This is a genomic window from Cryobacterium glaciale, from assembly GCF_004402535.1.
Classification (GTDB): Bacteria; Actinomycetota; Actinomycetes; order Actinomycetales; family Microbacteriaceae; genus Cryobacterium; species Cryobacterium glaciale.
This window is the reverse complement of sequence record NZ_SOEY01000002.1, coordinates 211,097-231,596: the sequence shown is the minus strand read 5'-3', so window position 1 is coordinate 231,596 and position 20,500 is coordinate 211,097. Positions and strand designations below refer to the sequence as shown.

Here is a 20,500-nt window from a genome sequence, read left to right as displayed (position 1 = left end):
CGCGCCCGCGCCGGAAGCAGCACCGGCGGCAGCCGCGCCGATTGCCGCTGCTCCAGCACCTGCACCAGCGGCCGCACCAGCCGCGCCGGCGCCGGCACCCGCTCAGGCGCCTGTCGCGGCCTCGTCCGGCGGGTCCGGCGGCTAGCGTGGCCCCGCGCACCGTCACCCCGCGCACCTTCACCGCGCAGGCCATCGCCCGCGACGCCGTTCGGGCCGGCTATGCCGGAACGGGGACCCGGCCGGAATCGCTCTCCCGTCGCGTGCCGCTGATGGGCGGCAGCTGCGGAATCACTTTGGTGGGGGCATCCGCTGCCCTGCTCGATGCGACGTTCGCGCTCGCGGACTGCCTCGAGCAGCTCTGGAGCCGATTCGTGAACGACAGTGACATCACGCGATTGAACTGGGCCGAGGGGCGTGAGGTCGACGTCGACCCGCTGACCGTGCGGCTCATCCGAGCCATGCTGTCGGGTGCCGAGCTGACCCATGGCGACTACGACCCCACACTGCTGCCCGACCTGCTGGCGGCCGGGTATTCCTCGTCGACGGTCGCCCCGAGCCGGGTGACCCGCTTGCCGGTGAGCGCGCGTTCGCCGGGCGCCCTGGCCGGGATCCGAATTGACGGAACAACGGTGCGGCTGCCGCGCGGCACGACGCTGGACGCCGGCGGCATCGGTAAGGGCCTTGCCGCTGACCTTGTGTGCGAACTGGCCATGAACGAGGGTGCCTGGGGAGCGCTCGCCGAGATCGGTGGCGACATCGCGGTCTCCGGGCAGGGGGCAGACGGCCAGGCCTGGCGGCTGGGAGTCGAGGACCCGTTCGATCCGGCCGGCCACAGTGCCATCGTTCGGCTCGGCACCGGTGCACTGGCCACGTCGAGCCAGCGCAAGCGCCGCTTCACGACGGCGGCCGGAGAACATCACCACCTTCTCGACCCTCGCAGCCGCGACAGTGCGGCCACCCGGGTTCAAACCGTGTCGGTCATCGCGTCCACCGGTGCGCGCGCCGAAACCCTCACCAAACCGGGATTTCTTCGGCCCACCGCCGACTATCTCGCCTGGCTGCCGACCGTCGGTGCCGCGGGCCTGGTCGTCGATCACACGGGCGCCCTCGCGGCCTCCGAGAACTGGAACCTGTACCGATGAGTGATCCGCACCTCTGGTGGTACGTCTCGCGCGCGAGCGCCATGATCGCCTGGGCACTCATGACCGCCTCGGTGCTCTGGGGAATCCTACTCTCGACCCGGGTGATGCGCCGGGTCGACAACCCGGCCTGGCTGCAAGACCTGCACGGCTATCTGGGCGGTACGTCCCTCGTCATGGTCGGCTTGCACATGGTGTCGCTCATGATCGATTCCTGGTTGTCCTTCACCGCGGCCGAGGTGCTCGTGCCGTTCGCCACGGCGTTCAAACCGCTGCCGGTCGCCCTCGGCATTCTCGCCTTCTACCTGCTCGTGGCGGTGCAGGGCTCCTCGCTCCTGCTGAAGCGGCTGCCCCGAAAATTTTGGAAGGGCCTGCACTACGCCAGCTACGCCACCCTGCTGCTGGTGTCGTTCCACGCCGGGTTCAGCGGCACCGACGTGGGGTCGCTCTGGTACAAAATCGTCTCGATCACGCTCATCTCGGTCGCTGCGATCGCCGTGACCTTGCGCATCGTCGCTGGCAGGCGCGGCGGCTCCGCCAGGCGAACGGATGCCGCACCCACCTCGACCCCGCTGCAACCAATTCCGCGCACCATGGTCGTAGCCAGCGCGACCGGCCTCGCCGACGGGATCGTCGGCATCCGTTTGGAACTGCCGGACTGGGGGGTGCTGCCGGTCTGGCCGCCGGGCTCGCACATCACGCTGCACCTGCCGAGCGGCCTGCAGAAGCAGTACTCGCTCTGCGGCGACCCGGCGAACCGGAACCAGTACGACGTGGCGGTCTTGCGTACCGCGGATTCGGCGGGAGGCAGCTCGTGGATTCATGAGAATCTCGTTCCGGGAATGAGCCTGTCCGTCTCGGGGCCGATGAACCATTTCGAGCTGGAACCGGCCGCTGACTATCTGTTCATCGCTGGCGGCATCGGAATCACGCCGATCAAGGCCATGATCCAGTCGCTCCCGGCCGGGCGCGCCTGGAAGCTCGTCTATGCCGGGCGCAGCCGACAGACTATGGCCTTCGTGGCCGAACTCGAGGCGCAGTACCCCCAGCGGATGATCGTGCACGCGAGCGACGAGAACCTGCGGGGGCTTGACCTGGATGTCATTCTCGGCCCGTCGACGGCCCAGATCTACTGCTGCGGACCGGAGTCGCTCCTGAATGCGGTGGCGGCACGGGTGCCGGCCGCACGATTGCACCTCGAGCGGTTCGTTCCACTCGAGCGCATGGCCCGACCGGCAGCACCGATCCAGGTCGCGTGCCGCAAGAGCCATCTGGAATTCACCGTTGCAGCCGAGGAGAGCCTGCTCGACGCGCTCGAATCCCACGGCGTGCCCATTCTCGGCTCCTGTCGCAAGGGAATCTGCGGCACCTGCGAGGTGCGGGTGGCCGAGGGCAGACCCGAACACCTGGACTCGGTGCTCGATGACACGGAGAAGGACGCCCTCGGGGTGATGTACCCCTGCGTCTCCCGCTCGCTGACGCCGGCGCTCGTGTTAAACATTTAGGTAGCGGGCTAGCCGAAGGCCTCGACTATGGGACGGAACTTCATCTTCGTCTCGGCCAGCTCGCGCTCCGGGTCGGAGTCGAGCACGATGCCGCAGCCGGCGTACGCCGTGATGCCTCCGGTCGGGGCGACCTGGGCGCAGCGCAGGGCGATCGCCCACTCGCCGTCGCCGTCGGCGCCGACCCAGCCGACCGGGCCGGCATAGCGACCACGGTCGAAGGGTTCGAGCTCGCGAATCAGGCTCAGGGCCGAGTCGGTGGGGGTTCCGGCGACTGCGGCCGTCGGGTGCAGCGCCGCGATCAGGTCGAGGGAGGTCGACCCATCGCTCAGGGTCCCCTCCAGATCGGTCGCCAGGTGCCAGAGGTTCGGCAGTTTCACCGTGAAGGGAATCTCGCTCGTCGCGAGCACCGAGGTGTGCGGACGCAACGACTTGAGCACGCTCTGCACGGCGAACTCGTGCTCGTCGCCGTCCTTCGAGGAGGTCGCGAGGGTGAGGGCCGCTTCGCGGTCGTCCTCAGCATCCACTCCGCGCGAGATCGTGCCGGCGAGCACGCGGGCATTGACCGAACCGTGGTCGGCGCGAATGAGGGTCTCCGGGCTCGACCCGATGAGGCCGTCCACAGCGTAGGTCCAGCAGTCCGGATAGCCGAGCGCGAGCTTGCTGATCGCACGGCGCAGGTCGGACTCGGCCGGCACCCGGCCGACCAGGTCGCGGGCCAGCACGACCTTGTTGACCTGCTGGGCCCGAATGCGCTCGATGCCCGAGCTGACCGCCGAGCGAAAGTCGTCCGGAGGCAGCGCGCCCGGCAGCAGCGCGATGCGATACTCGTCGCCGAGCGGATGCAGCACCAGCGGGTTCTGCGCCGCCCCGTGCTCCGGGGCGCCCTGCCCGGTCGCCCAGATGCGGGTCACCCAGCACTGGCCGTCTTCGCGGCCCACGATGATCTCGGGCACGATCAGCACGCTGGTCTGCGCGGAGGACTCGTCGAAAGCGAACGCGCCGAAAGCGAGCAGTCCGGTGCCGGTGCGGGCGAGCGGGTCGGTCACGGTGGCCAGCGCGACGACCCGTTTCCACGCGGCCGCGGCATCCGTCATGCGGGTGGGGCCGGAAAATTCCAGCCGCAGCGCGCAGCCGATGCCGGCCAGCCCTTGGTTGCGACGCATCCAGAGCAAGGGCGCGCGGCCGTCGAGCAGCAGGATCAGTTGGCGGATATCGGCTATCGGGGAGGTTTCGACCGTCAAGGCCTGCACATTCACTTCTGTAGCCTACGCCCGCGCCACTGCACCGAGGCGAATCCGGTCCCCGGTAACCGTGCAGGTTTGGCCGGCCTGCGCATCCTAGAATGATGGGGTGAATAGAGCAGACCTGAACAAACGGCCCGCGCAGGTGGCTGCCATGTTCGACGAGGTCGCCGCCCACTATGACCGCACGAATGCGCTGCTGTCGGTCGGCAACGCGTCGCTCTGGCGCCTCGCGACGACCAAGGCGGTCAATCCGCAGGCGGGCGAACGCATTCTCGATATCGCCGCCGGCACCGGAACCTCGAGCGCAGCCCTCGCCCACAGTGGCGCCCACGTCGTCGCCGCCGACTTCTCGGCCGGCATGATCGAGGTCGGCCAGGCCCGGCACGCGCACAACGCGAACATCGAATTCGTTCAGGCCGACGCCACCGCGCTGCCGTTCACAGACAACGAGTTCGACGCCGTCACGATCTCGTTCGGGCTGCGCAACGTGGTCGAACCGAAGAAGGCCCTCGCCGAGTTCTACCGGGTCACCAAGCCCGGCGGTCGCGTCGTCATCTGCGAGTTCTCCACACCGCCGCTGACCCTCGTGCGCCAGAGCTACTTCGCTTACCTCAACCACGTCATGCCGCGGGTTGTACGGCTGGCCTCGTCGAACGCCGAAGCCTATGACTACCTCGGCGAATCCATCGCGGCCTGGCCGACCCAGCCGGTACTGAGCGGATGGCTGCGCTCGGCCGGATACTCCCAGGTCGCCTACCGCAATCTCACGCTCGGCATCGTGGCCCTGCACCGCGGCACCAAGCCCTGACCGACTCGATAGGCTGACTTACGTGAAATCCAGAGCCCCCGTGACGCGACGCAGCGCGTCGGTGACCAGCCAGGCGGGCCTCGGCGAACGTATTTTCTCCACCTCCGCCGACCGCGGCCTGGCGGCGAACATCGATGCCGGCATCGAACAGGTCGAGGCGGCACTCATAGATGAGCTCGTCTACGCCAACGAAATCGCCACCGTCACCAGCCGTTACCTGCTCAACGCCGGCGGCAAACGGGTGCGTCCCATGCTCGCGCTGCTCACCGCGCACCTCGGTGACGGCGTGGTGCCCGATGTGGTCACCGCGGCGACGGCCATCGAACTGACCCACCTCGCCTCGCTCTATCACGACGACGTCATGGACGACGCCGACAAACGCCGCGGGGTTCCCAGCGCGCAAACCGTGTGGGGAAACTCGATCGCCATCCTCACCGGCGACCTGCTGTTCGCCCGCGCCAGCCAGCTGATGGCCCGGCTCGGCGAACGCGCCATCAAGCTGCAGGCGACCACCTTCGAGCGCCTCGTGCTCGGCCAGTTCCAGGAGACGGTCGGCCCGCGGGCCGGTGCAGACCCGGTCGAACACTACATTCAGGTGCTCGCCGGCAAAACCGGTTCGCTCATCGCCGCGGCGGCCCAGGGCGGTGTGGTGTTCTCGAATGCCCCGGCCGAGTACGAGCAGCCCGTCGTGGAGTTCGGTGAGAAGATCGGCGTGGCTTTTCAGCTCATCGACGACGTGCTCGACCTGTCGCCGCAGCCGCAGGAGACCGGCAAGGTGCCGGGAACAGACCTCCGGGCCGGCGTCGTCACCCTTCCGCTGCTTCGGCTGCGGGAACGCGCCGCGAGCGAGGGGGCATCCGCTGATCTGCTGGAGCGGCTGGAACGGGACGTCATGACGGACGGTGCTGAGCAGGGCGAGGCCGCTGATGCGGCGATCACCGCGCTGCGCGAGCACGCCGTCACCGCCGAAACCCTCGCCGAGGCACACGGCTGGGCCCGCGACGCGGTCGCTGCCCTCGCTCCGCTGCCGAACGGTTCGGTCAAGAAAGCCCTCACCCGATTTGCCGAGTCCATCGTCGAACGCTCCAGCTAGACCCATTCGAGAGCTGGCCAGGGCCTGGGCCCGACGGTTCGCCCAGTAAGGAATCTTCAGTGACCAAATTGAGACTGGCCATCGTCGGCGCAGGTCCGGCCGGCATCTACGCCGCCGATATCCTGCTCAAGTCCGAGCGCAACTTTGAGGTCTCGATCGACCTGTTCGACCACCTGCCGGCTCCGTACGGCCTCGTGCGTTACGGCGTCGCTCCCGACCACCCCCGCATCAAGGGCATCATCACCGCACTGCGCGGCGTGCTCGACAGCGGTGACATTCGAGTGTTCGGCAACGTGCGCTTCGGCGCGGACGTCACCCTCGACGACCTCAAGAAGCACTACAACGCGGTCATCTTCGCGACCGGCGCAGTGCAGGACGCCGACCTGAATATTCCGGGCGCGTCACTTCTCGGTTCCTACGGCGCCGCCGACTTCGTCAGCTGGTTCGATGGGCACCCCGACGTGCCGCGCACCTGGCCGCTCGGGGCGCGTGAGATCGCCGTGATCGGCAACGGCAACGTGGCCCTCGACGTGTCCCGCATGCTCATCAAGCACGCCGACGACCTGCTGTCGACCGAGATTCCCGCGAACGTCTATGACGGGCTCAAAGCGTCACCGGTGACCGACGTGCACGTTTTCGGACGCCGCGGGCCGACATCCGTTAAATTCACCCCGCTGGAACTTCGCGAGGTCGGCGAGCTGAACGACGTGGACATGATCGTCTACGACGAGGACTTCGACTACGACGAGGCTGCGCAGGCCGCCGTCGCGAGCAACAAGCAGGTCTTCGTGATCGACAAGACGCTGAACCAGTGGCGCGCCCGCGCTACGGGTACGGCCAGTCGCCGCCTGCACCTGCACTTCTTCGCCAAACCGGTGGAGATCGTCGATGACGGCACGGGCCGGGTCGGCGCGTTTCGGTGGGAACGCACCGCAACGGATGCCGCTGGCGGCGTCGTCGGCACCGGCGAGATTCGCGAGATCCCGGTGCAGGCCGTGTATCGGGCGGTCGGCTACTTCGGGTCGGAATTACCCGACGTGCCCTTCGACAAGAAGCGCGGCGTCATACCCAACCGCGAGGGGCAAGTGCTGCGCCGCGACCCCTCGGCCGGCACCGGCGGGCTGTTCAACCAGCAGATGTACGGCGTCTACGCGACCGGGTGGATCAAACGCGGACCGGTCGGCCTGATCGGCCACACCAAGAGCGATGCGATGGAGACCATCAAGCACCTGATCAACGACCTCGGCAACTGGTGGCGCCCCGAGTCGCCGTCGGAGGAGAGCATCGTGGCGCTGCTCGACGCGCGCGGCGTGAAATACACCGGCCTCGACGGCTGGCACAACCTCGACCAGCACGAGCTCGCGCTCGGCGAGGCCGCCGGTCGCACTCGCATCAAGGTCGTCGACCGCGACGAAATGGTAGCGGTCTCCCGCGCCGAGTAGCGCCAGCCCGCGTCCTTGCGCCGGGCGTTTACCTTTCCGGGCCCGGGCCCGGAAACTGGGCCCATGATCTATCGTGGTCCCGGTTTCCTATGGTGGGCCCGGCGGCGAGAAGGTGACGTTGTGACGCCGGGGACCGGGGCCGCTAGCGGAAGTTGGTGAACTGCAGTGCCACGTCGAGGTCCTTGCCCTTGAGCAGTGCCATCACGGCCTGCAGGTCGTCTCGGCTCTTCGAACTGACCCGCAGTTCGTCGCCCTGGATCTGGCTCTTGACGCCCTTGGGGCCCTCGTCGCGAATGATCTTGCTGATCTTCTTCGCGTTCTCCTGGTCGATTCCGGCCTTCATCGACGTTTCGATGCGGTATTCCTTGCCGGAGGCGAACGGCTCGCCGGCATCGAGGCTACGCAGCGAAATGCCGCGCTTGATCAGCTTGGCCTCGAACACCTCGAGGATCGCCTTGACGCGCTCCTCCGTGTTCGCCTTCATGAGCACCTTCTCGCCGCTCATCGCGATCGAGGCTCCCACGTTCTTGAAGTCGTAGCGCTGGGCGACTTCCTTGTGCGCCTGGTTGAGGGCGTTGTCGACCTCCATCGGGTCGACCTTGCTGACGATGTCGAATGTTGAATCTGCCATTCCCCCATGGTATCTGACAGTCGCTCATAGCCAATTGATAGGCCACGGATGCCTCCGGCATAGACGGCTTGCTTAGGTTCGCCCTAGTGGCACGGGCAAGAGTGTGTCGAATACACGAGGAGAACAATGAAACTCAGACAGTTTCGCACCCGCATCAGGAGCATGAAGGCCCGCTGGTGGGTGCTGAGTGGGGTCGTCGTGCTCGCCCTGGCCGGCGGCGGCGTCTGGTGGACCATCGCCGCCCAGGCCACGAGCGCCGTGGCCACCCCCGTCACCCAAACCGTGGCGGCAAGCCGTGAGACCATGGAACAGACCGTTTCGGCCACAGGAACCCTCACCCCGACCGTGCAGGAAGAGGTATCGTTCGCCGCCTCCGGAACGGTCACCGGGGTCAGCGTGATCGCCGGAACGGTCGTCGCGGCCGGTGACCTGCTCGCCACCGTCGACACCCTCACCGTCGACGCCGACCTGCTCGCGGCACGGGCGACCCTCGCGAGCGCCGCGGCCAAGCTGACGGACAGCCAGGATGCCAGTGACGGCAGCACGGCCGACCTGGCCCAGATCGCCGCCAACACCGCGAGCGTCACGACCGCGCAGAACGGAGTCGACGATGCCGTGGCCGCCCAGAGCGCCGTCACCCTCACCGCCCCGGTCGCCGGGGTCGTCACCGTCGTGAACGTGGCCGTGGGAGATGTCATCTCGGCGGGCACCAGCACCTCAACCGGTGCAGCAGCTGGCGGAACCGCGGCGGCCGGCGCCGGCGCCACGACCACCGCCAGCACTGCCGCGTTCACGATCGTCGGCACCGACTCCTGGACCGTGAACCTCACGGTCGGTGAAGCGAATGCCGCCCTCATCGCGGCGAACGACCAGGTCGAACTCTCCCTCGACGATGGAACCGCCTTCTTCGGAACCGTCTCCGAGATCGGCCTGCTGCCGTCCACCACCACGGGTGTCGCCGCCTATCCGGTCGTCGTCGTTGTCACTGGAACTGCCGAGGGCCTCTATGACGGCGTCGCCGTGACCGCGGCGATCGTCTACGAGCGCCGCACCGACGTGCTCACCGTGGCCAGCGCCGCGGTGACCAGCGTGGATGGGGCATCCGTTGTGACGGTGAAGAACGCCGACGGCACGGAGGTGTCCACACCGGTCACCGTCGGTGCCACGGCCGGCAACCTCACCGAGATCACCGAGGGGCTCGCCGAGGGCGATGAGGTCGTCGTGGCCACCTTCACCCCCGGCAGCGGTAATGCCGGCACGACCGGCACCGACCGCACGGGCAACTTCCCCGGCGGGGAGATGCCCACCGGCGACTTCCCGGCCGGCCAGATGCCCGGAGGCATGAACAATGATTGACCCGACGACAACGGATGCCCCCGTGATCGAATTGCGCGGTGCCGGCAAGACCTACCGTTCCGGCAGCATCGAATTCGAAGCCCTCAAGGGCATCGACCTGGCCATTCACGCGGGCGAATACGTCGCCATCATGGGGCCGTCGGGGTCGGGAAAATCCACGATCATGAACGTTCTCGGCTGCCTCGACACCCTCACCCGCGGCGAATACCGCCTCGGCGGCACCGACGTGAACGACCTCGACGAGGTCGAACTCGCCGAGATTCGCAACCGTCAGATCGGGTTCGTCTTTCAGGGATTCAACCTGCTCTCGTCGCTGCCGGCCTGGCGCAACGTGGAATTACCGCTCATCTACGGGGGAGTGCCGCGGCACGAGCGCAAGCTGCGTGCCGAACAATCCCTGGAACGCGTGGGGCTAGGCGACCGGTTCGACAACCGGCCCGGCGAGCTCTCCGGCGGACAGCAGCAACGCGTGGCGGTGGCCCGCGCCCTGGTCGGTGAGCCGACCATGATTTTGGCCGACGAACCGACCGGAAACCTCGACTCGGTGTCGACCCAGGACGTGCTCGCCCTGTTCGACGAACTGCACGCTCGCGGCCGCACCATCGTGCTCATCACGCACGAACTCGAGGTCGCCCGCCGCGCCGCCCGCGTCGTCTGGGTGCGCGACGGCGAAATCCTGCGCGACGAGTTGAACGAGGACGTCGCCGCATGAGCTGGCTTGAATCGCTGCGTACCAGCTGGAGCGCCGTCTACTCGCACGCGCTGCGCTCGGCCCTGACCGTGCTGGGCATCCTGATCGGAATCGCCGCCGTCATTCTCACCGTGGGCCTCGGCCTCGGCACCCAGAAAGACGTCAGCGCGCAGATCAGCTCCCTCGGCAGCAACCTGCTGATCGTCGCCCCCGGCAGCAGCACCGACACCGCAGGCGTGCGTGGCGGTTTCGGCTCGAGCTCGACGCTGACCATAGCGGATGCCGAGGCGCTCGCGTCGACCGTCAACGCCCCCGACATCTCCGGGGTCGCCGCCGAAAAGACCACGTCTCTGTCGCTCGAAGCGAACGACACGAACTGGACGACCTCCGTCACCGGAACCACCACGTCCTGGCTCGACGTGCGCGCCCGCACCCTGAGCACTGGTGAATTCATCAGCGCCGAGGATGAGGAGACCTCCGCCGCCGTCGTTGTGCTCGGCTCGGAGACCGCCGACGAGCTGTTCGGCACCCAGCGGGTGGTCGGCCAATCCGTCGTGATCAGCGACAAGACCTTCCAGGTGATCGGCGTGCTCGACTCGGCCGGGTCGGACTCATCAGACAACCTCGACGACCTGGCGATCGTGCCGTTCTCCACCGCGGCGAGCGTGCTCGTCGGCGGCACCGAGAGCGCCGCCGTGTCCACCATCTACCTGCAGGCCGCCAGCGACGGGCAGCTCTCCGCCGCCTACCAGGAGGCCGAAACCCTGCTGCTGAACCTGCACTCGATCACCGACAGCACCGCGGCCGACTTCACCATCAGCAGCCAGGACGCCCTGGTCAGCACCGCCACGGCCGTCTACGAAACCCTCACCATTCTGCTCACCGGCGTAGCCGGGCTGTCCCTGCTCGTCGGCGGCATCGGGGTCATGAACATCATGCTCGTGTCGGTCTCTGAGCGCACCCGTGAGATCGGCCTGCGCAAGGCCCTCGGAGCGCCACCGGGTGCCATCCGTCGCCAGTTTTTGATCGAGGCGGCCATCCTCGGCCTCAGCGGCGGACTGCTCGGCGCGATACTCGGGGTCACCGCGGCCCTGGTGCTGCCGGGAGTGATCGGCAGTTCGATCGTCGTCTCGCCGGCCGCGGTCGGGCTCTCGATCGGCGTCGCCATCGTGATCGGCGTGAGCTTCGGCGTCTACCCGGCCACCCGGGCCGCCCGCCTCGCGCCCATTGATGCACTGCGCAGCGAGTAGGTGCTGCGCAGTGAATAGGAACAGCGCAGTGAACAACTCCACCCATCTTTCCGAACGAAACGAGACCACCTTCATGTTGACACTCAATCGCCGCGCAGCTCTTCTCGGTGGAACGATCGCCCTCGGCGGCGTGCTGCTGTTCTCGGGCTGCGCGGCCACGGCCACGACCGAAAGCATCCGCTCCACCGAGGCTGCCACCAGCACCGACACCCAGCAGACACGGGTCGCGCCCGGCGTGACAGGGGAGATCGCGGCCGTGTCGGACCTGAGCTTTCAGCTGCAAGACAGCGAATCCCAGACCGCGGTGACCTACACGACGGCCACGACCTTCACCTCGACGCTCGCCGCGGCACTCAGCGACGTCACCGTCGGCCAGTGCGTGAATGTCGCCAGCGCGGCAGCGGCCGACGGAACGGATGCCGCGACCGTGGCGACCACCGTCGCCGTCGCCGCTGCGGTTGACGGGGCCTGCGCAACGGGTCTGGGCGGAATGGGCGAGGGAATGCCCGGCGGCGGCACGCCGCCCACCGACCTGCCCAGCGGCGCCGACGGAACCGCCCCCACTGGCATGCCCACCGATATGCCAACGGATGCCGGCGGCTTCGGTTCCCGCACGAGCGGCCTGGTCACCGCGGTCACCGCGACCAGCATCACGGTTGACTCGACCGACGCTGACGGCACCGCGGCGAACGAAACCGTCACGGTCGACGACACGACCAGCTATGCCGCGACATCCGCTTCTGATTCGTCAGCCATAACGGTCGGCCTGTGCGCGACGGCCCAGGGCGAGGCTGACGACAGCGGATCCTTCGCGGCTACCGCGATTTTCCTCTCCGTGGCCGGCGACGACGGCTGCGTGAGCGCCATGGCCGGCCCCGGAGGCCGCATGGGAGGCGCGGCAAATGAGTAAAGCATCCGCTGCGAATAGCCAGCCATCCGCCAAAACGCTGCGGGCTACCCGGCAGAAGCGCCGACGCCTGCTCGCCGTGGGAACGGTCACCGCGGTGCTCGTCGCTTCGGGCGGCGGCGTGGCCTACGCCATGACCCGCACCGAGGGCGGTGACTACCGCACGGTCGCGGCCGCGCTCGGTTCGGTCAGTGAATCGCTTGACCTGGTCGGAACGCTGGCCTCGGCCAGCCGCAGCGACGCATCCTTCTCGGTCGCCGGCACAGTGAGCGGCGTCGCCGTGAGCCTGCGCGACACGGTGACCGCCGGGCAGACCCTCGCCACCCTCGAGGTGTCGAGCCTGAATGACGCCATCGACGAGGCCCAGGCGAACGTCTCGGCGGCCCGGGAGACGCTGGCGAGCGACCTCGAATCGCAGACGACGACATCGACAACGTCCACAACGGATGCCGCCGCCACCGCAACGACGTCCGTCGCGGCGAGTACAGGGTCGGCTGCGGCCTCGGGAACGACGTCCGGATCGACCGGCGCGTCGAGCGGTGCGAGCTCAGCCGCCGTGACGGACGCCGTCAAGGCGGTCCGCGCCGCACAGGCCGCCCTGCTCGCCCAGTACGACACGGCCGTGACCGCGCTCGCCACGACCGAAGACGCCATCACGGCGACGACCGACGTGTGCCTGCCCTTCCTCGAGGCTGCACTCGAAGACGCCGCTGCGAACGAGACTGCCGCCGACACCGCAGACGCGTCTGTCGACGCGGTCACCAGCGAATCGACCAGCGAATCGACCAGCGAAACGACCGAGGAGCCGACGGCGCCCCTGACCGCCGCGGAGAAACTCGCGGCAGCGAAACTGGCCCTCGCCGACTGCCAGAGCGCCATCACCGCCGTGCTCGCCGGCCAGACCACGACCGATGAGGCCCAGGCCGAAGTGCTCACGCTCGTCGACGACCTGAACCAATCTGTCAGCGCCCTGCAGAAAGCGGTCGTCGGTGCGAGCGGATCGACCAGCACAATTCCGTCCGCGGCGGCAACTACGACGGCAGCTCCTGACGACAGCGAGACCTCGGGCACAACCGCGGTCTCGGCAACCGGCGGGGCCGCGACATCCGCTGCCGCTGTATCGGGCGCCGGCGCTGCCGCGGGCGGCGCGACCGCGACCGTGGCCTCAGCCGAAACCATTGTGGCCGACCAGGCCACGATCGACGCAGCCGTCGCCGAGCTCGCCATCGCCGAGCGCAACCTCACGTTTGCCACGCTGACCAGCCCCATCGCCGGCACCGTCGCGTCCGTCGATCTCGCGGTCGGTGACACCGTCTCGTCGTCGTCGTCGTCGTCGACCGCCGTGATCACGGTCATCGGCGACAACGGCTTCGTCGTGAGCACGACGGTCTCGCTCACCGACATTGCCGGGGTCGCCGTCGGCCAGAGCGCCGCAGTCGCCGTCTCGAGCGCGGACGGTGAGCTGGCCGGAACAGTCAGCTCGATCGGCATGCTAAATGTTTCGACGTCGTCCACGCCGTCGTACACGGTGCAGATCGCACTCGAGAGCACCGACCCGGCTTTGCTGAACGGCGCTTCGGCCGCGGTGACCGTGGCGGTGGCCAGCCTCGACGAGGTTCTCACCGTGCCGACCTCGGCCGTGCATCTGGCCGACTCGACCTGCACGGTCGACCTGCTCGAGAACGGAGTCTCCACGAGCGTCGAGGTCACGGTCGGTGCGGTCGGCTCCGAACTGACCGAGATCACCTCGGGAATCGACTCCGGTGACCAGGTGATTCTGGCGGATCTAAACGCCGCCATCGCGAGCACCGATACCGAAACCGACGGCGGCCTCAGCGGACTCGGCGGCGAGACGTCGACCGAGCTGCGCACCCCGCCAGCCGGCATGGGCGGCCCGCCCGCCGGATAGCGGATGCGCCTCACCGAGACTCCGGCACCCGCTGATTTCTCGGTGAGGCGTTTCATCTTGTATTGTTAACCCCGCGTCTCCGGTCAAGTGATTACACCTGGTCGGGAGCGTCTGGCGAGTTACCCAAGCGGCCAAAGGGATCTGACTGTAAATCAGACGGCGTAGCCTTCGTGAGTTCGAACCTCGCACTCGCCACCAGCAGAAGAGCAGTTCAGAAGCAACAGGCAGGCCCGCGGGCCTGCCTGTTCTGGTTAAGGCCCTGCCTGTAGCGTGAGGGCATGACGCATCCTGCCCCGACCGAGCTGCTCGACCTCGCTCGCACCATCGCCCTCACCGCCGGCGCCCTCGCCCACCGTCGCCGCGCGGAGGGGGTTGAGATCGCCGCCTCGAAGTCGTCGCCCGAAGACATCGTCACCGCGGCCGACCGAGAGGTCGAGCTGCTCATCCGCGACCTGCTCGCCGATGCCCGCCCGAACGACGGCTTCTACGGCGAGGAATCCGACGCGACCAGCGGCACGAGCGGACTCACCTGGGTGGTGGACCCCATCGACGGCACCGTCAACTACCTCTATGGCATCCCGTTCTACGCCGTCAGCATCGCCGTTGTGCAGGGTGACCCCGACCCGGCCAGCTGGAACGCCCTCGCCGGCGCGGTCGTCAACCCCGCCCTCGGCGAGGTTTTCACCGCATCCGACGGTTCGGGTGCGTGGCTGGGCGACAAACGCCTGCACGTCAACCACGACGTTCCGCTCTCCCTGGCCCTCGCCGGCACCGGCTTCGGTTACGAGGCGACCCGGCGGGTGTGGCAGGCGAACGTCGTGGGCGGTCTCATCGGCCAGGTGCGGGACATCCGTCGGATCGGTTCGGCAGCTCTCGACCTGTGCTCGGTCGCCTGCGGGCGACTCGACCTCTATTTTGAACGCGGCCTCAACCCGTGGGACCACGCCGCCGGCGCCCTGATCGCCCGCGAGGCTGGCGCGCGGGTCGGCGCTCTACGAGCGGATGCCGAGGGTCACGACCTGCTCATCGCCGCCGCTCCCGGCCTCTACGAGCAGTTTGAACCGGTGCTGGCCGGGCTGTTCGAACGCTTCCCGGTTGGCCCGTAAGCCGAGTGGGGCTTCGCCCACTTACCCCCGTTTGGGTGTGATCGGTCGCTTTCATCTGGTATTCTCAGGGTCGCGGGTTATCCTTAATCAATTCGTTATATTGGCTTGTCGTCTTTTGGCGTTATCCAGAACGAGTACCCGACCCCGTCCGCCACGCCGAAAGCTGCACTTTGTCACGTCACACTCCATCCTTGGACACCTCCGTGTCCGGTGAGAGTGACGGCACCGTATTTCCCCCAGCTGAACCGGCAGCCCTTACTCGTCGCGAATTGCGCGAACGTGAGCGCGTAGCCTTTTCTGAAGTGGCTCCGGTTGATGACGACGTTGTTGACGTTGTTCGACTCAGCCCCGCCGCCGACCTGATCGTCGCCTCCGATCTGACCGAACCCGACCTCGAGCCGGCCGTCGTCACGGAGACCGACCGTATCGTTGCCGCCCTGCCGATCGCCGACGCCGAGCCCACCGACTACGAGAAGCTCCTGACTCCCGGCATCGCCCAGTCAATCCCAACGGTGATTCCTGCCGCCGGAGACCGCCCGCGCCGCCGCCAGCGCATCGAACAAAAGCCCGGCGAGACCTTTGCTCCAGCCCGTAAATTCGTTCCGGCCGAGTCGCTGCCCCGCCGCGCGCCCCGAGCCCGCCCGCTCGGCGGCACCATGCGCAAGCGGGCCGCCAAGGGCGCCTCGATCCTCGCCATGTCGTTCGTAGCACTGATGGCCGTGGCTACGTCTCTTCCGGCGGAGGCGCTGCTCTCCTCGCAGGACGTGCAGGCATCCGCTCTGGAAGCCCAGCGGGTTCTGCCGGCCGACGAGGCGCAGAGCATGGATCTGGCCGGCGGCGACACCGTCACCGTCGAGCGCGACGGCTATGAGTCGAGCACCGTCGCCGAGGTGGCCGCGGCGAGCGGCATCCGTTTGGAAGATACCTTCACTAATAATCCGAATGGCACCATCCAGTGGCCGTTCGCCGTCGGTGTGCACATCGGCGACCGCTTCGGCCCGCGCAACTGCGCCGGATGCTCGGCCAACCACGGTGGCCAGGACTTCAACCCGGGCGTCGGCGCACCGATCCAGGCCATCGCCGACGGCGTGGTCAGCTACGCCGAAGACGGCGAGGCCAGCCTCGGCGTGCACATGATGATCGATCATATGATCAACGGCGAGCTCGTCACGACCGTCTACGCGCACATGATCCACGGATCGATGCTCTTCAAGGAGGGCGACGTGGTCAAGGTCGGCCAGGTCATCGGCAAGACCGGCAGCACTGGAATGTCGACCGGCCCGCACCTCCACCTGGACATCCGAATCGGCGGCAAGGACGGCACCAAGATCGACCCGCTCGCCTGGCTCTACGCCAACACGAACTAGCCGGTGCGGGCTATTCCGCCTCGGTGCGGCCGCGCATGAACGAATCGAGCAGGCCCTTCGGCAGCGGAAACGGCGGCAGTCCGTCGAAACTGAACAGGTCGGCATCATTGGGATCGACGCTTTCGAGCGCCACGACCTGGTCGTGCAGCAGCTCCATCTTCACGTCGAGGCGACTGGCGGCATCCGCTGCCTGCCGCAGGTCTTCGACGAGCGTGTCGGGCACGGCACCGTTGTACTTGTAGAAGATCTTGTGCTCGAGGCTTGCCCAGAAGTCCATGGCGATGGTGCGAATCTGAATCTCCACGGTGACCGGCTGCACGCGGTCGGACATGAACACCGGAATCGCGACGATGAGGTGCAGGCTCTGGTAGCCGTTGGCTTTCGGCTGCCGAATGTAGTCCTTCTCGTGCAGTACCGTCACGTCCCGCTGCCCGGCGAGCAGGTCGCGGATGCGATAGGTGTCCGAGATGAAGCTGCAGGTGATGCGAATGCCCGCGATGTCCTGGATATTGTCGCGGATACCGTCGAGTTCGAGCGGATATCCCTTGCGGACGGCCTTCTGCAGAATGCCTTCGGGCGACTTGAGCCGCGAGCTGACATGCTCGATCGGACTGTAGTCGTGGATCGAGTTGAACTCCTCCTTCAGAATGTTGATCTTGGTGAGCATCTCGTCGCTCGCGAATTTGTACGACATCATGAACCGGGTCAGCTCGAGCTTCAGCTCTCGCATCGCGGCGATGCTCGCCAGCGCGGTGCTGCCGGTGTCGTTCGGCCGGCCTGCGGCGTCGGTCATGCCTGTGCTGAGCGCAACCAGGCGGTCGCGTCTCCGGGCAGGGTGCGGCCGACGAGGTCTTCACTCGCCAGCAGCACGTCACCCGCCGGCAGTTGAACGGATGCCGTACCCGTGTTGGCCACGACGGTCACGTCGCCATTGCGGTACGCCGCGACTTCGGGACCGAACCCTTCGAGCCACTCGACCGTGCCGGAGGCGAGGGAGTGCTCGCGGCGCAGCCGCAGCGCAAGCTTGTACAGCTCGAGTGTCGATCCGGCCACGCCGTCCTGCTGGTCTCGCGCCAGCCCGGCCCACTCCCTCGGCTGCGGCAACCAGCTCTTCGCGCCGGTGCTGAAGCCGAACGATTCGCCGGCGGCTTCCCACGGAATCGGCACGCGGCATCCGTCTCGCCCGTAACGCTCGCCCTTCGTTCGAAACCAGGTGGGGTCTTCGCGGGCATGGTCGGGCAGGTCGACGGCTTCGGGCAGGCCGAGCTCTTCACCCTGGTACAGGTAGCTCGAGCCGGGCAGCGACAGCATCAAAGCGGATGCCGCCCGCGCGCGCCGCAGGCCGAGCGCCGTGTCGGGTAGCCCGACCGTCTTTGGACCGATGCCGTGCCCCTGCAGATTGTCGCCGGTGAGGGCGAGCCGGGAGGCGTGGCGCACCACGTCGTGGTTGGAGAGCACCCACGTGCTCGGTGCGCCCACGTTGCCAAAGGCTTCGAGCGACTCGTCGATGACACTCTTGAGCTTCGCGGCGTTCCACGGGGTCTCGAGGTAGGCGAAGTTGAAGGCCTGGTGCATCTCGTCGGGGCGCACCCACTTGGCCATCTGGCTGAGCGGGTCGACCCAGGCTTCGGCGGCGAGCACGCGGTCGCCGGGGTAGGCGGCGAGCACCTGGTGCCAGTCGCGGTAGATCTCGTGCACGCCCTCCTGCGCCCAGTAGGGCGCGGTCAGCGGCGTCTCGGCTGTGATGCCCGGTTCCAAAGCGGATGCCGGCGCCCCGCCCATACTGCCGCCCTCCGCGGGAGGCGTGTAATCGGGGAGGCCGGGAGCCTTGATCATGCCGTGCGCAACATCCACTCGAAAGCCGTCGACGCCGCGGTCGAGCCAGAAGCGCAGCACCGCGCGGAACTGCTCACGTACCCAGTCGCTGTCCCAGTCGAAGTCGGGCTGGCTGCTGTCGAACAGGTGCAGGTACCACTGGCCGGGGGTGCCGTCCGGATCGGTCGTGCGGGTCCAGGCCAGGCCACCGAAAACGGACTCCCAGTTGTTCGGGGGCAGCTCGCCGTTCTCTCCCCTGCCGTCGCGGAAGGTGTAGCGGGCGCGTTCTTCACTGCCAGGGCCGGCGGCGAGGGCCGCCTGGAACCAGCCGTGGTCGCTCGAGGAATGGTTGGGCACGATGTCAACGATGACGCGGATGCCGAGGTCATGGGCGGTGCGCTGCAGCACCTCGAAATCGTCGAGGGTGCCGAACAGGGGGTCGACGTTGCAGTAATCGGCGACGTCGTAGCCGGCATCGCGCTGCGGCGACGTATAGAAGGGAGAGAGCCAGATGGCATCGATGCCGAGGTCTTTGAGCTGGGGCAGCCGCGCGCTGATGCCGGCGAGGTCACCCATGCCGTCACCGTTGGCATCGGCGAATGATCGCGGGTAGATCTGATAGATAACGGCTGTGCGCCACCATTCGGTGCCGGAAGTCAGTTTGGTGCCAGTCATCCTAAAATGTTACGGCATCACTGCTGGATGCCCGTAGCGTGGGGGAAGTGGTCTGGAGCGCGCTGTCGGGGTGATAAAGTTTCTAGGTTGCCAAAAACGCGGCATTGCTACTGTTCTTTGGTTGCTCTGCCCCCTTAGCTCATTGGTAGAGCACTTCCTTGGTAAGGAAGAGGTAGTGGGTCCGATTCCCACAGGGGGCTCAGGCTTGGAAGCGAACAGCCGACAAGTCGCGGCGGGGTAGCTCAGTTGGTTAGAGCACACGGCTCATAATCGTGGTGTCGCGGGTTCAATTCCCGCTCCCGCTACACGGTATTCACTAAAATCGCCTCGGACTTCTGTGGAAGTCCGGGGTGATTTTCTTTGCCTCCTGCCGGTTGACCCGTGCAGATTGAAATCGCGGTGATTTCGGGTGAAAAGTGGCCTGAAGTTGGCGTTCGGTCGGGTAGACACCCGCCATTCGCGCGGGAGGGGAGCGCGCCGCCGCATCCGCTCGCCGAGCTGTGAGTCTTGGCACGTTTCTTTCGCCGAGCCGTGAGTTCTGAGCGATTTCCGGCGGCAGAATGGCTTGGAACTCACGGCTCGAAGCGGATGCCGCCACTCACCCGAACAAGCGCCGCAGGCCGGGCGCGCTAGGGTTCACGAATGGGGAATCGTCTGTTGTTGCTGCCCGGGCCCATTTTCCGGGCGTCGACAGCGTGAAGTCGCTCGATCAGGCTGTCGATTCTGTGGACAGAATAATCGAGGGCCTGCACGGCTCGATACCGGTGCGTTGGTACTCGCCGCCCGTCGGCACGGCGTCAGTCAAATCTGCAACGATCGTGTGGATTCACGGGGGAGGATTCTTCAGGGGCAGCCTCGACCAGCCCGAGTCGCATGAGGTCGCGCGAACACTGGCCGCAGCGGGATTCACCGTCGTCACCGTTGCCTATCGACTCGCAAGAATCTCAACGATTCGTCGGTCACCGAACGGGTTCGGTCGGAGCCCAGGCGTCCACTATCCCGTCCCCGTTGACGATGTCGTGGCCGTCGTCAGGGAGGTGCAGAGCGATTCACCTAACGAGGTCATTCTGGGCGGAGCCAGCGCCGGTGCTTGTTTGTCGGCCGGCGCCGTCCTTCGGCTGGCGGACGGCGGTGCTGACGCTCTCGTCGGTGCGTTCTTCGCGTACGGGCTGTTCCATGCGGCACTGCCGAAGCGGTCGCGTCGGTTGCGCGGCCGCCTCCGCGGTCCGCGCCGTTTTGTGCATACGCCGATGCTCCTGAACCTGACAAATCTCTACTACGCCGGTACGCGAACCGCATTGGCGGAACCACACGCATTTGCTGGCGGCCACGCCCTCCAAAACTTTCCACCGACGCTCATGGTCGACGCCGATCGGGACTCGATGCGTTCCTCCGGCGGCCAGTTCGCCCAGGAACTTTCAGCGGCCGGGGTCGCAGTGGATTACCACGTGCTGCCCGGAACCTTCCACGCGTTTCTCAACCGTCCGCACGAGCCGAGTTTTACCGACGGTATGCGCCTGATCATCGACTGGGCCCGGCAGATCGAGGCGAAGGACGCATAA

17 protein-coding genes and 3 tRNA genes are annotated in these 20,500 nt (G+C 67.1%); 16 read left to right on the top strand and 4 right to left on the bottom strand.

Features of this window, described 5'->3' with window-relative positions; all coding sequences use genetic code 11:
• Positions 1 to 146: 146 nt before the first annotated feature.
• Positions 147 to 1,142 (top strand): FAD:protein FMN transferase, encoded by a 996-nt coding sequence (locus E3O06_RS01330; RefSeq protein ID WP_134501215.1) that lies wholly within the window; start codon positions 147 to 149, stop codon positions 1,140 to 1,142.
• The gene (locus tag E3O06_RS01325; RefSeq protein WP_134501214.1) at positions 1,139 to 2,644 is read left to right on the top strand and encodes a 2Fe-2S iron-sulfur cluster-binding protein; all 1,506 of its coding nucleotides are present in this window, start codon (positions 1,139 to 1,141) and stop codon (positions 2,642 to 2,644) included. The genes E3O06_RS01330 and E3O06_RS01325 overlap by 4 nt, the downstream gene beginning before the upstream one ends.
• Positions 2,645 to 2,652: 8 nt before the next feature.
• Here E3O06_RS01325 and E3O06_RS01320 read toward each other — a convergent pair whose 3' ends face one another.
• The gene (locus E3O06_RS01320) at positions 2,653 to 3,894 is read right to left on the bottom strand and encodes an isochorismate synthase (RefSeq protein ID WP_420898857.1); all 1,242 of its coding nucleotides are present in this window, start codon (positions 3,892 to 3,894) and stop codon (positions 2,653 to 2,655) included.
• Positions 3,895 to 3,994: 100 nt separating this feature from the next.
• On the opposite strand from E3O06_RS01320, the gene ubiE reads away from it, so the two are divergent.
• The 3 genes from ubiE to E3O06_RS01305 are packed head-to-tail and all read left to right on the top strand — an operon-like array spanning position 3,995 to position 7,231.
• Positions 3,995 to 4,696: a bifunctional demethylmenaquinone methyltransferase/2-methoxy-6-polyprenyl-1,4-benzoquinol methylase UbiE gene (gene ubiE, locus E3O06_RS01315; protein WP_134501213.1), complete on the top strand. Its 702-nt coding sequence runs from the start codon at positions 3,995 to 3,997 to the stop codon at positions 4,694 to 4,696.
• A gap of 22 nt (positions 4,697 to 4,718) precedes the next feature.
• Entirely contained in the window at positions 4,719 to 5,789 is a 1,071-nt protein-coding gene (locus E3O06_RS01310) for a polyprenyl synthetase family protein (RefSeq protein ID WP_241979791.1), read from the top strand.
• A 59-nt stretch (positions 5,790 to 5,848) separates the two neighbouring features.
• The gene (locus E3O06_RS01305; protein WP_134501212.1) at positions 5,849 to 7,231 is read left to right on the top strand and encodes an FAD-dependent oxidoreductase; all 1,383 of its coding nucleotides are present in this window, start codon (positions 5,849 to 5,851) and stop codon (positions 7,229 to 7,231) included.
• A 142-nt stretch (positions 7,232 to 7,373) separates the two neighbouring features.
• On the opposite strand, the gene E3O06_RS01300 is transcribed toward E3O06_RS01305, so the two are convergent.
• Positions 7,374 to 7,862 (bottom strand): YajQ family cyclic di-GMP-binding protein, encoded by a 489-nt coding sequence (locus E3O06_RS01300; protein ID WP_092106423.1) that lies wholly within the window; start codon positions 7,860 to 7,862, stop codon positions 7,374 to 7,376.
• Between the two features lie 126 nt (positions 7,863 to 7,988).
• Between E3O06_RS01300 and E3O06_RS01295 the strand changes: the two genes are divergently transcribed.
• The 8 genes from E3O06_RS01295 to E3O06_RS01260 all read left to right on the top strand — a co-directional run bounded on the left by E3O06_RS01295 (position 7,989) and on the right by E3O06_RS01260 (position 16,448).
• The gene (locus E3O06_RS01295; protein WP_241979790.1) at positions 7,989 to 9,218 is read left to right on the top strand and encodes an efflux RND transporter periplasmic adaptor subunit; all 1,230 of its coding nucleotides are present in this window, start codon (positions 7,989 to 7,991) and stop codon (positions 9,216 to 9,218) included.
• A complete protein-coding gene (locus E3O06_RS01290; protein ID WP_134501211.1) occupies positions 9,211 to 9,930 on the top strand; it encodes an ABC transporter ATP-binding protein in 720 nt (239 codons plus the stop codon). The genes E3O06_RS01295 and E3O06_RS01290 overlap by 8 nt, the downstream gene beginning before the upstream one ends.
• Positions 9,927 to 11,159, top strand: a complete 1,233-nt coding sequence (locus E3O06_RS01285; protein WP_134501210.1) for an ABC transporter permease — start codon at positions 9,927 to 9,929, stop codon at positions 11,157 to 11,159. The genes E3O06_RS01290 and E3O06_RS01285 overlap by 4 nt, the downstream gene beginning before the upstream one ends.
• A gap of 73 nt (positions 11,160 to 11,232) precedes the next feature.
• On the top strand, positions 11,233 to 12,069 hold the full coding sequence (locus E3O06_RS01280) for a DUF5666 domain-containing protein (RefSeq protein ID WP_166788054.1): 837 nt from the start codon (positions 11,233 to 11,235) through the stop codon (positions 12,067 to 12,069).
• Complete coding sequence (locus E3O06_RS01275) at positions 12,062 to 13,975, top strand: efflux RND transporter periplasmic adaptor subunit (RefSeq protein WP_134501208.1); 1,914 nt, start codon at positions 12,062 to 12,064, stop codon at positions 13,973 to 13,975. Before E3O06_RS01280 ends, E3O06_RS01275 begins: the two co-directional genes overlap by 8 nt.
• Before the next feature lie 113 nt (positions 13,976 to 14,088).
• Positions 14,089 to 14,173, top strand: a tRNA-Tyr gene (locus E3O06_RS01270).
• A gap of 80 nt (positions 14,174 to 14,253) precedes the next feature.
• On the top strand, positions 14,254 to 15,081 hold the full coding sequence (locus E3O06_RS01265) for an inositol monophosphatase family protein (RefSeq protein WP_134501207.1): 828 nt from the start codon (positions 14,254 to 14,256) through the stop codon (positions 15,079 to 15,081).
• Between the two features lie 302 nt (positions 15,082 to 15,383).
• Positions 15,384 to 16,448 (top strand): M23 family metallopeptidase, encoded by a 1,065-nt coding sequence (locus E3O06_RS01260; RefSeq protein WP_134501206.1) that lies wholly within the window; start codon positions 15,384 to 15,386, stop codon positions 16,446 to 16,448.
• Between the two features lie 10 nt (positions 16,449 to 16,458).
• Here E3O06_RS01260 and E3O06_RS18170 read toward each other — a convergent pair whose 3' ends face one another.
• Both E3O06_RS18170 and E3O06_RS01250 read right to left on the bottom strand, forming a co-directional pair.
• On the bottom strand, positions 16,459 to 17,241 hold the full coding sequence (locus tag E3O06_RS18170) for a GTP pyrophosphokinase (protein WP_166788053.1): 783 nt from the start codon (positions 17,239 to 17,241) through the stop codon (positions 16,459 to 16,461).
• Complete coding sequence (locus tag E3O06_RS01250; protein ID WP_134501205.1) at positions 17,238 to 18,938, bottom strand: glycoside hydrolase family 13 protein; 1,701 nt, start codon at positions 18,936 to 18,938, stop codon at positions 17,238 to 17,240. Before E3O06_RS01250 ends, E3O06_RS18170 begins: the two co-directional genes overlap by 4 nt.
• Before the next feature lie 128 nt (positions 18,939 to 19,066).
• Between E3O06_RS01250 and E3O06_RS01245 the strand changes: the two genes are divergently transcribed.
• The 3 genes from E3O06_RS01245 (at position 19,067) to E3O06_RS01235 (ending at position 20,500) form a co-directional block, all read left to right on the top strand.
• A tRNA-Thr gene (locus E3O06_RS01245) sits at positions 19,067 to 19,138 on the top strand.
• A gap of 31 nt (positions 19,139 to 19,169) precedes the next feature.
• Positions 19,170 to 19,243: transfer RNA gene (locus E3O06_RS01240), tRNA-Met, on the top strand.
• Between the two features lie 420 nt (positions 19,244 to 19,663).
• Positions 19,664 to 20,500 (top strand): alpha/beta hydrolase, encoded by an 837-nt coding sequence (locus E3O06_RS01235; protein ID WP_198415756.1) that lies wholly within the window; start codon positions 19,664 to 19,666, stop codon positions 20,498 to 20,500.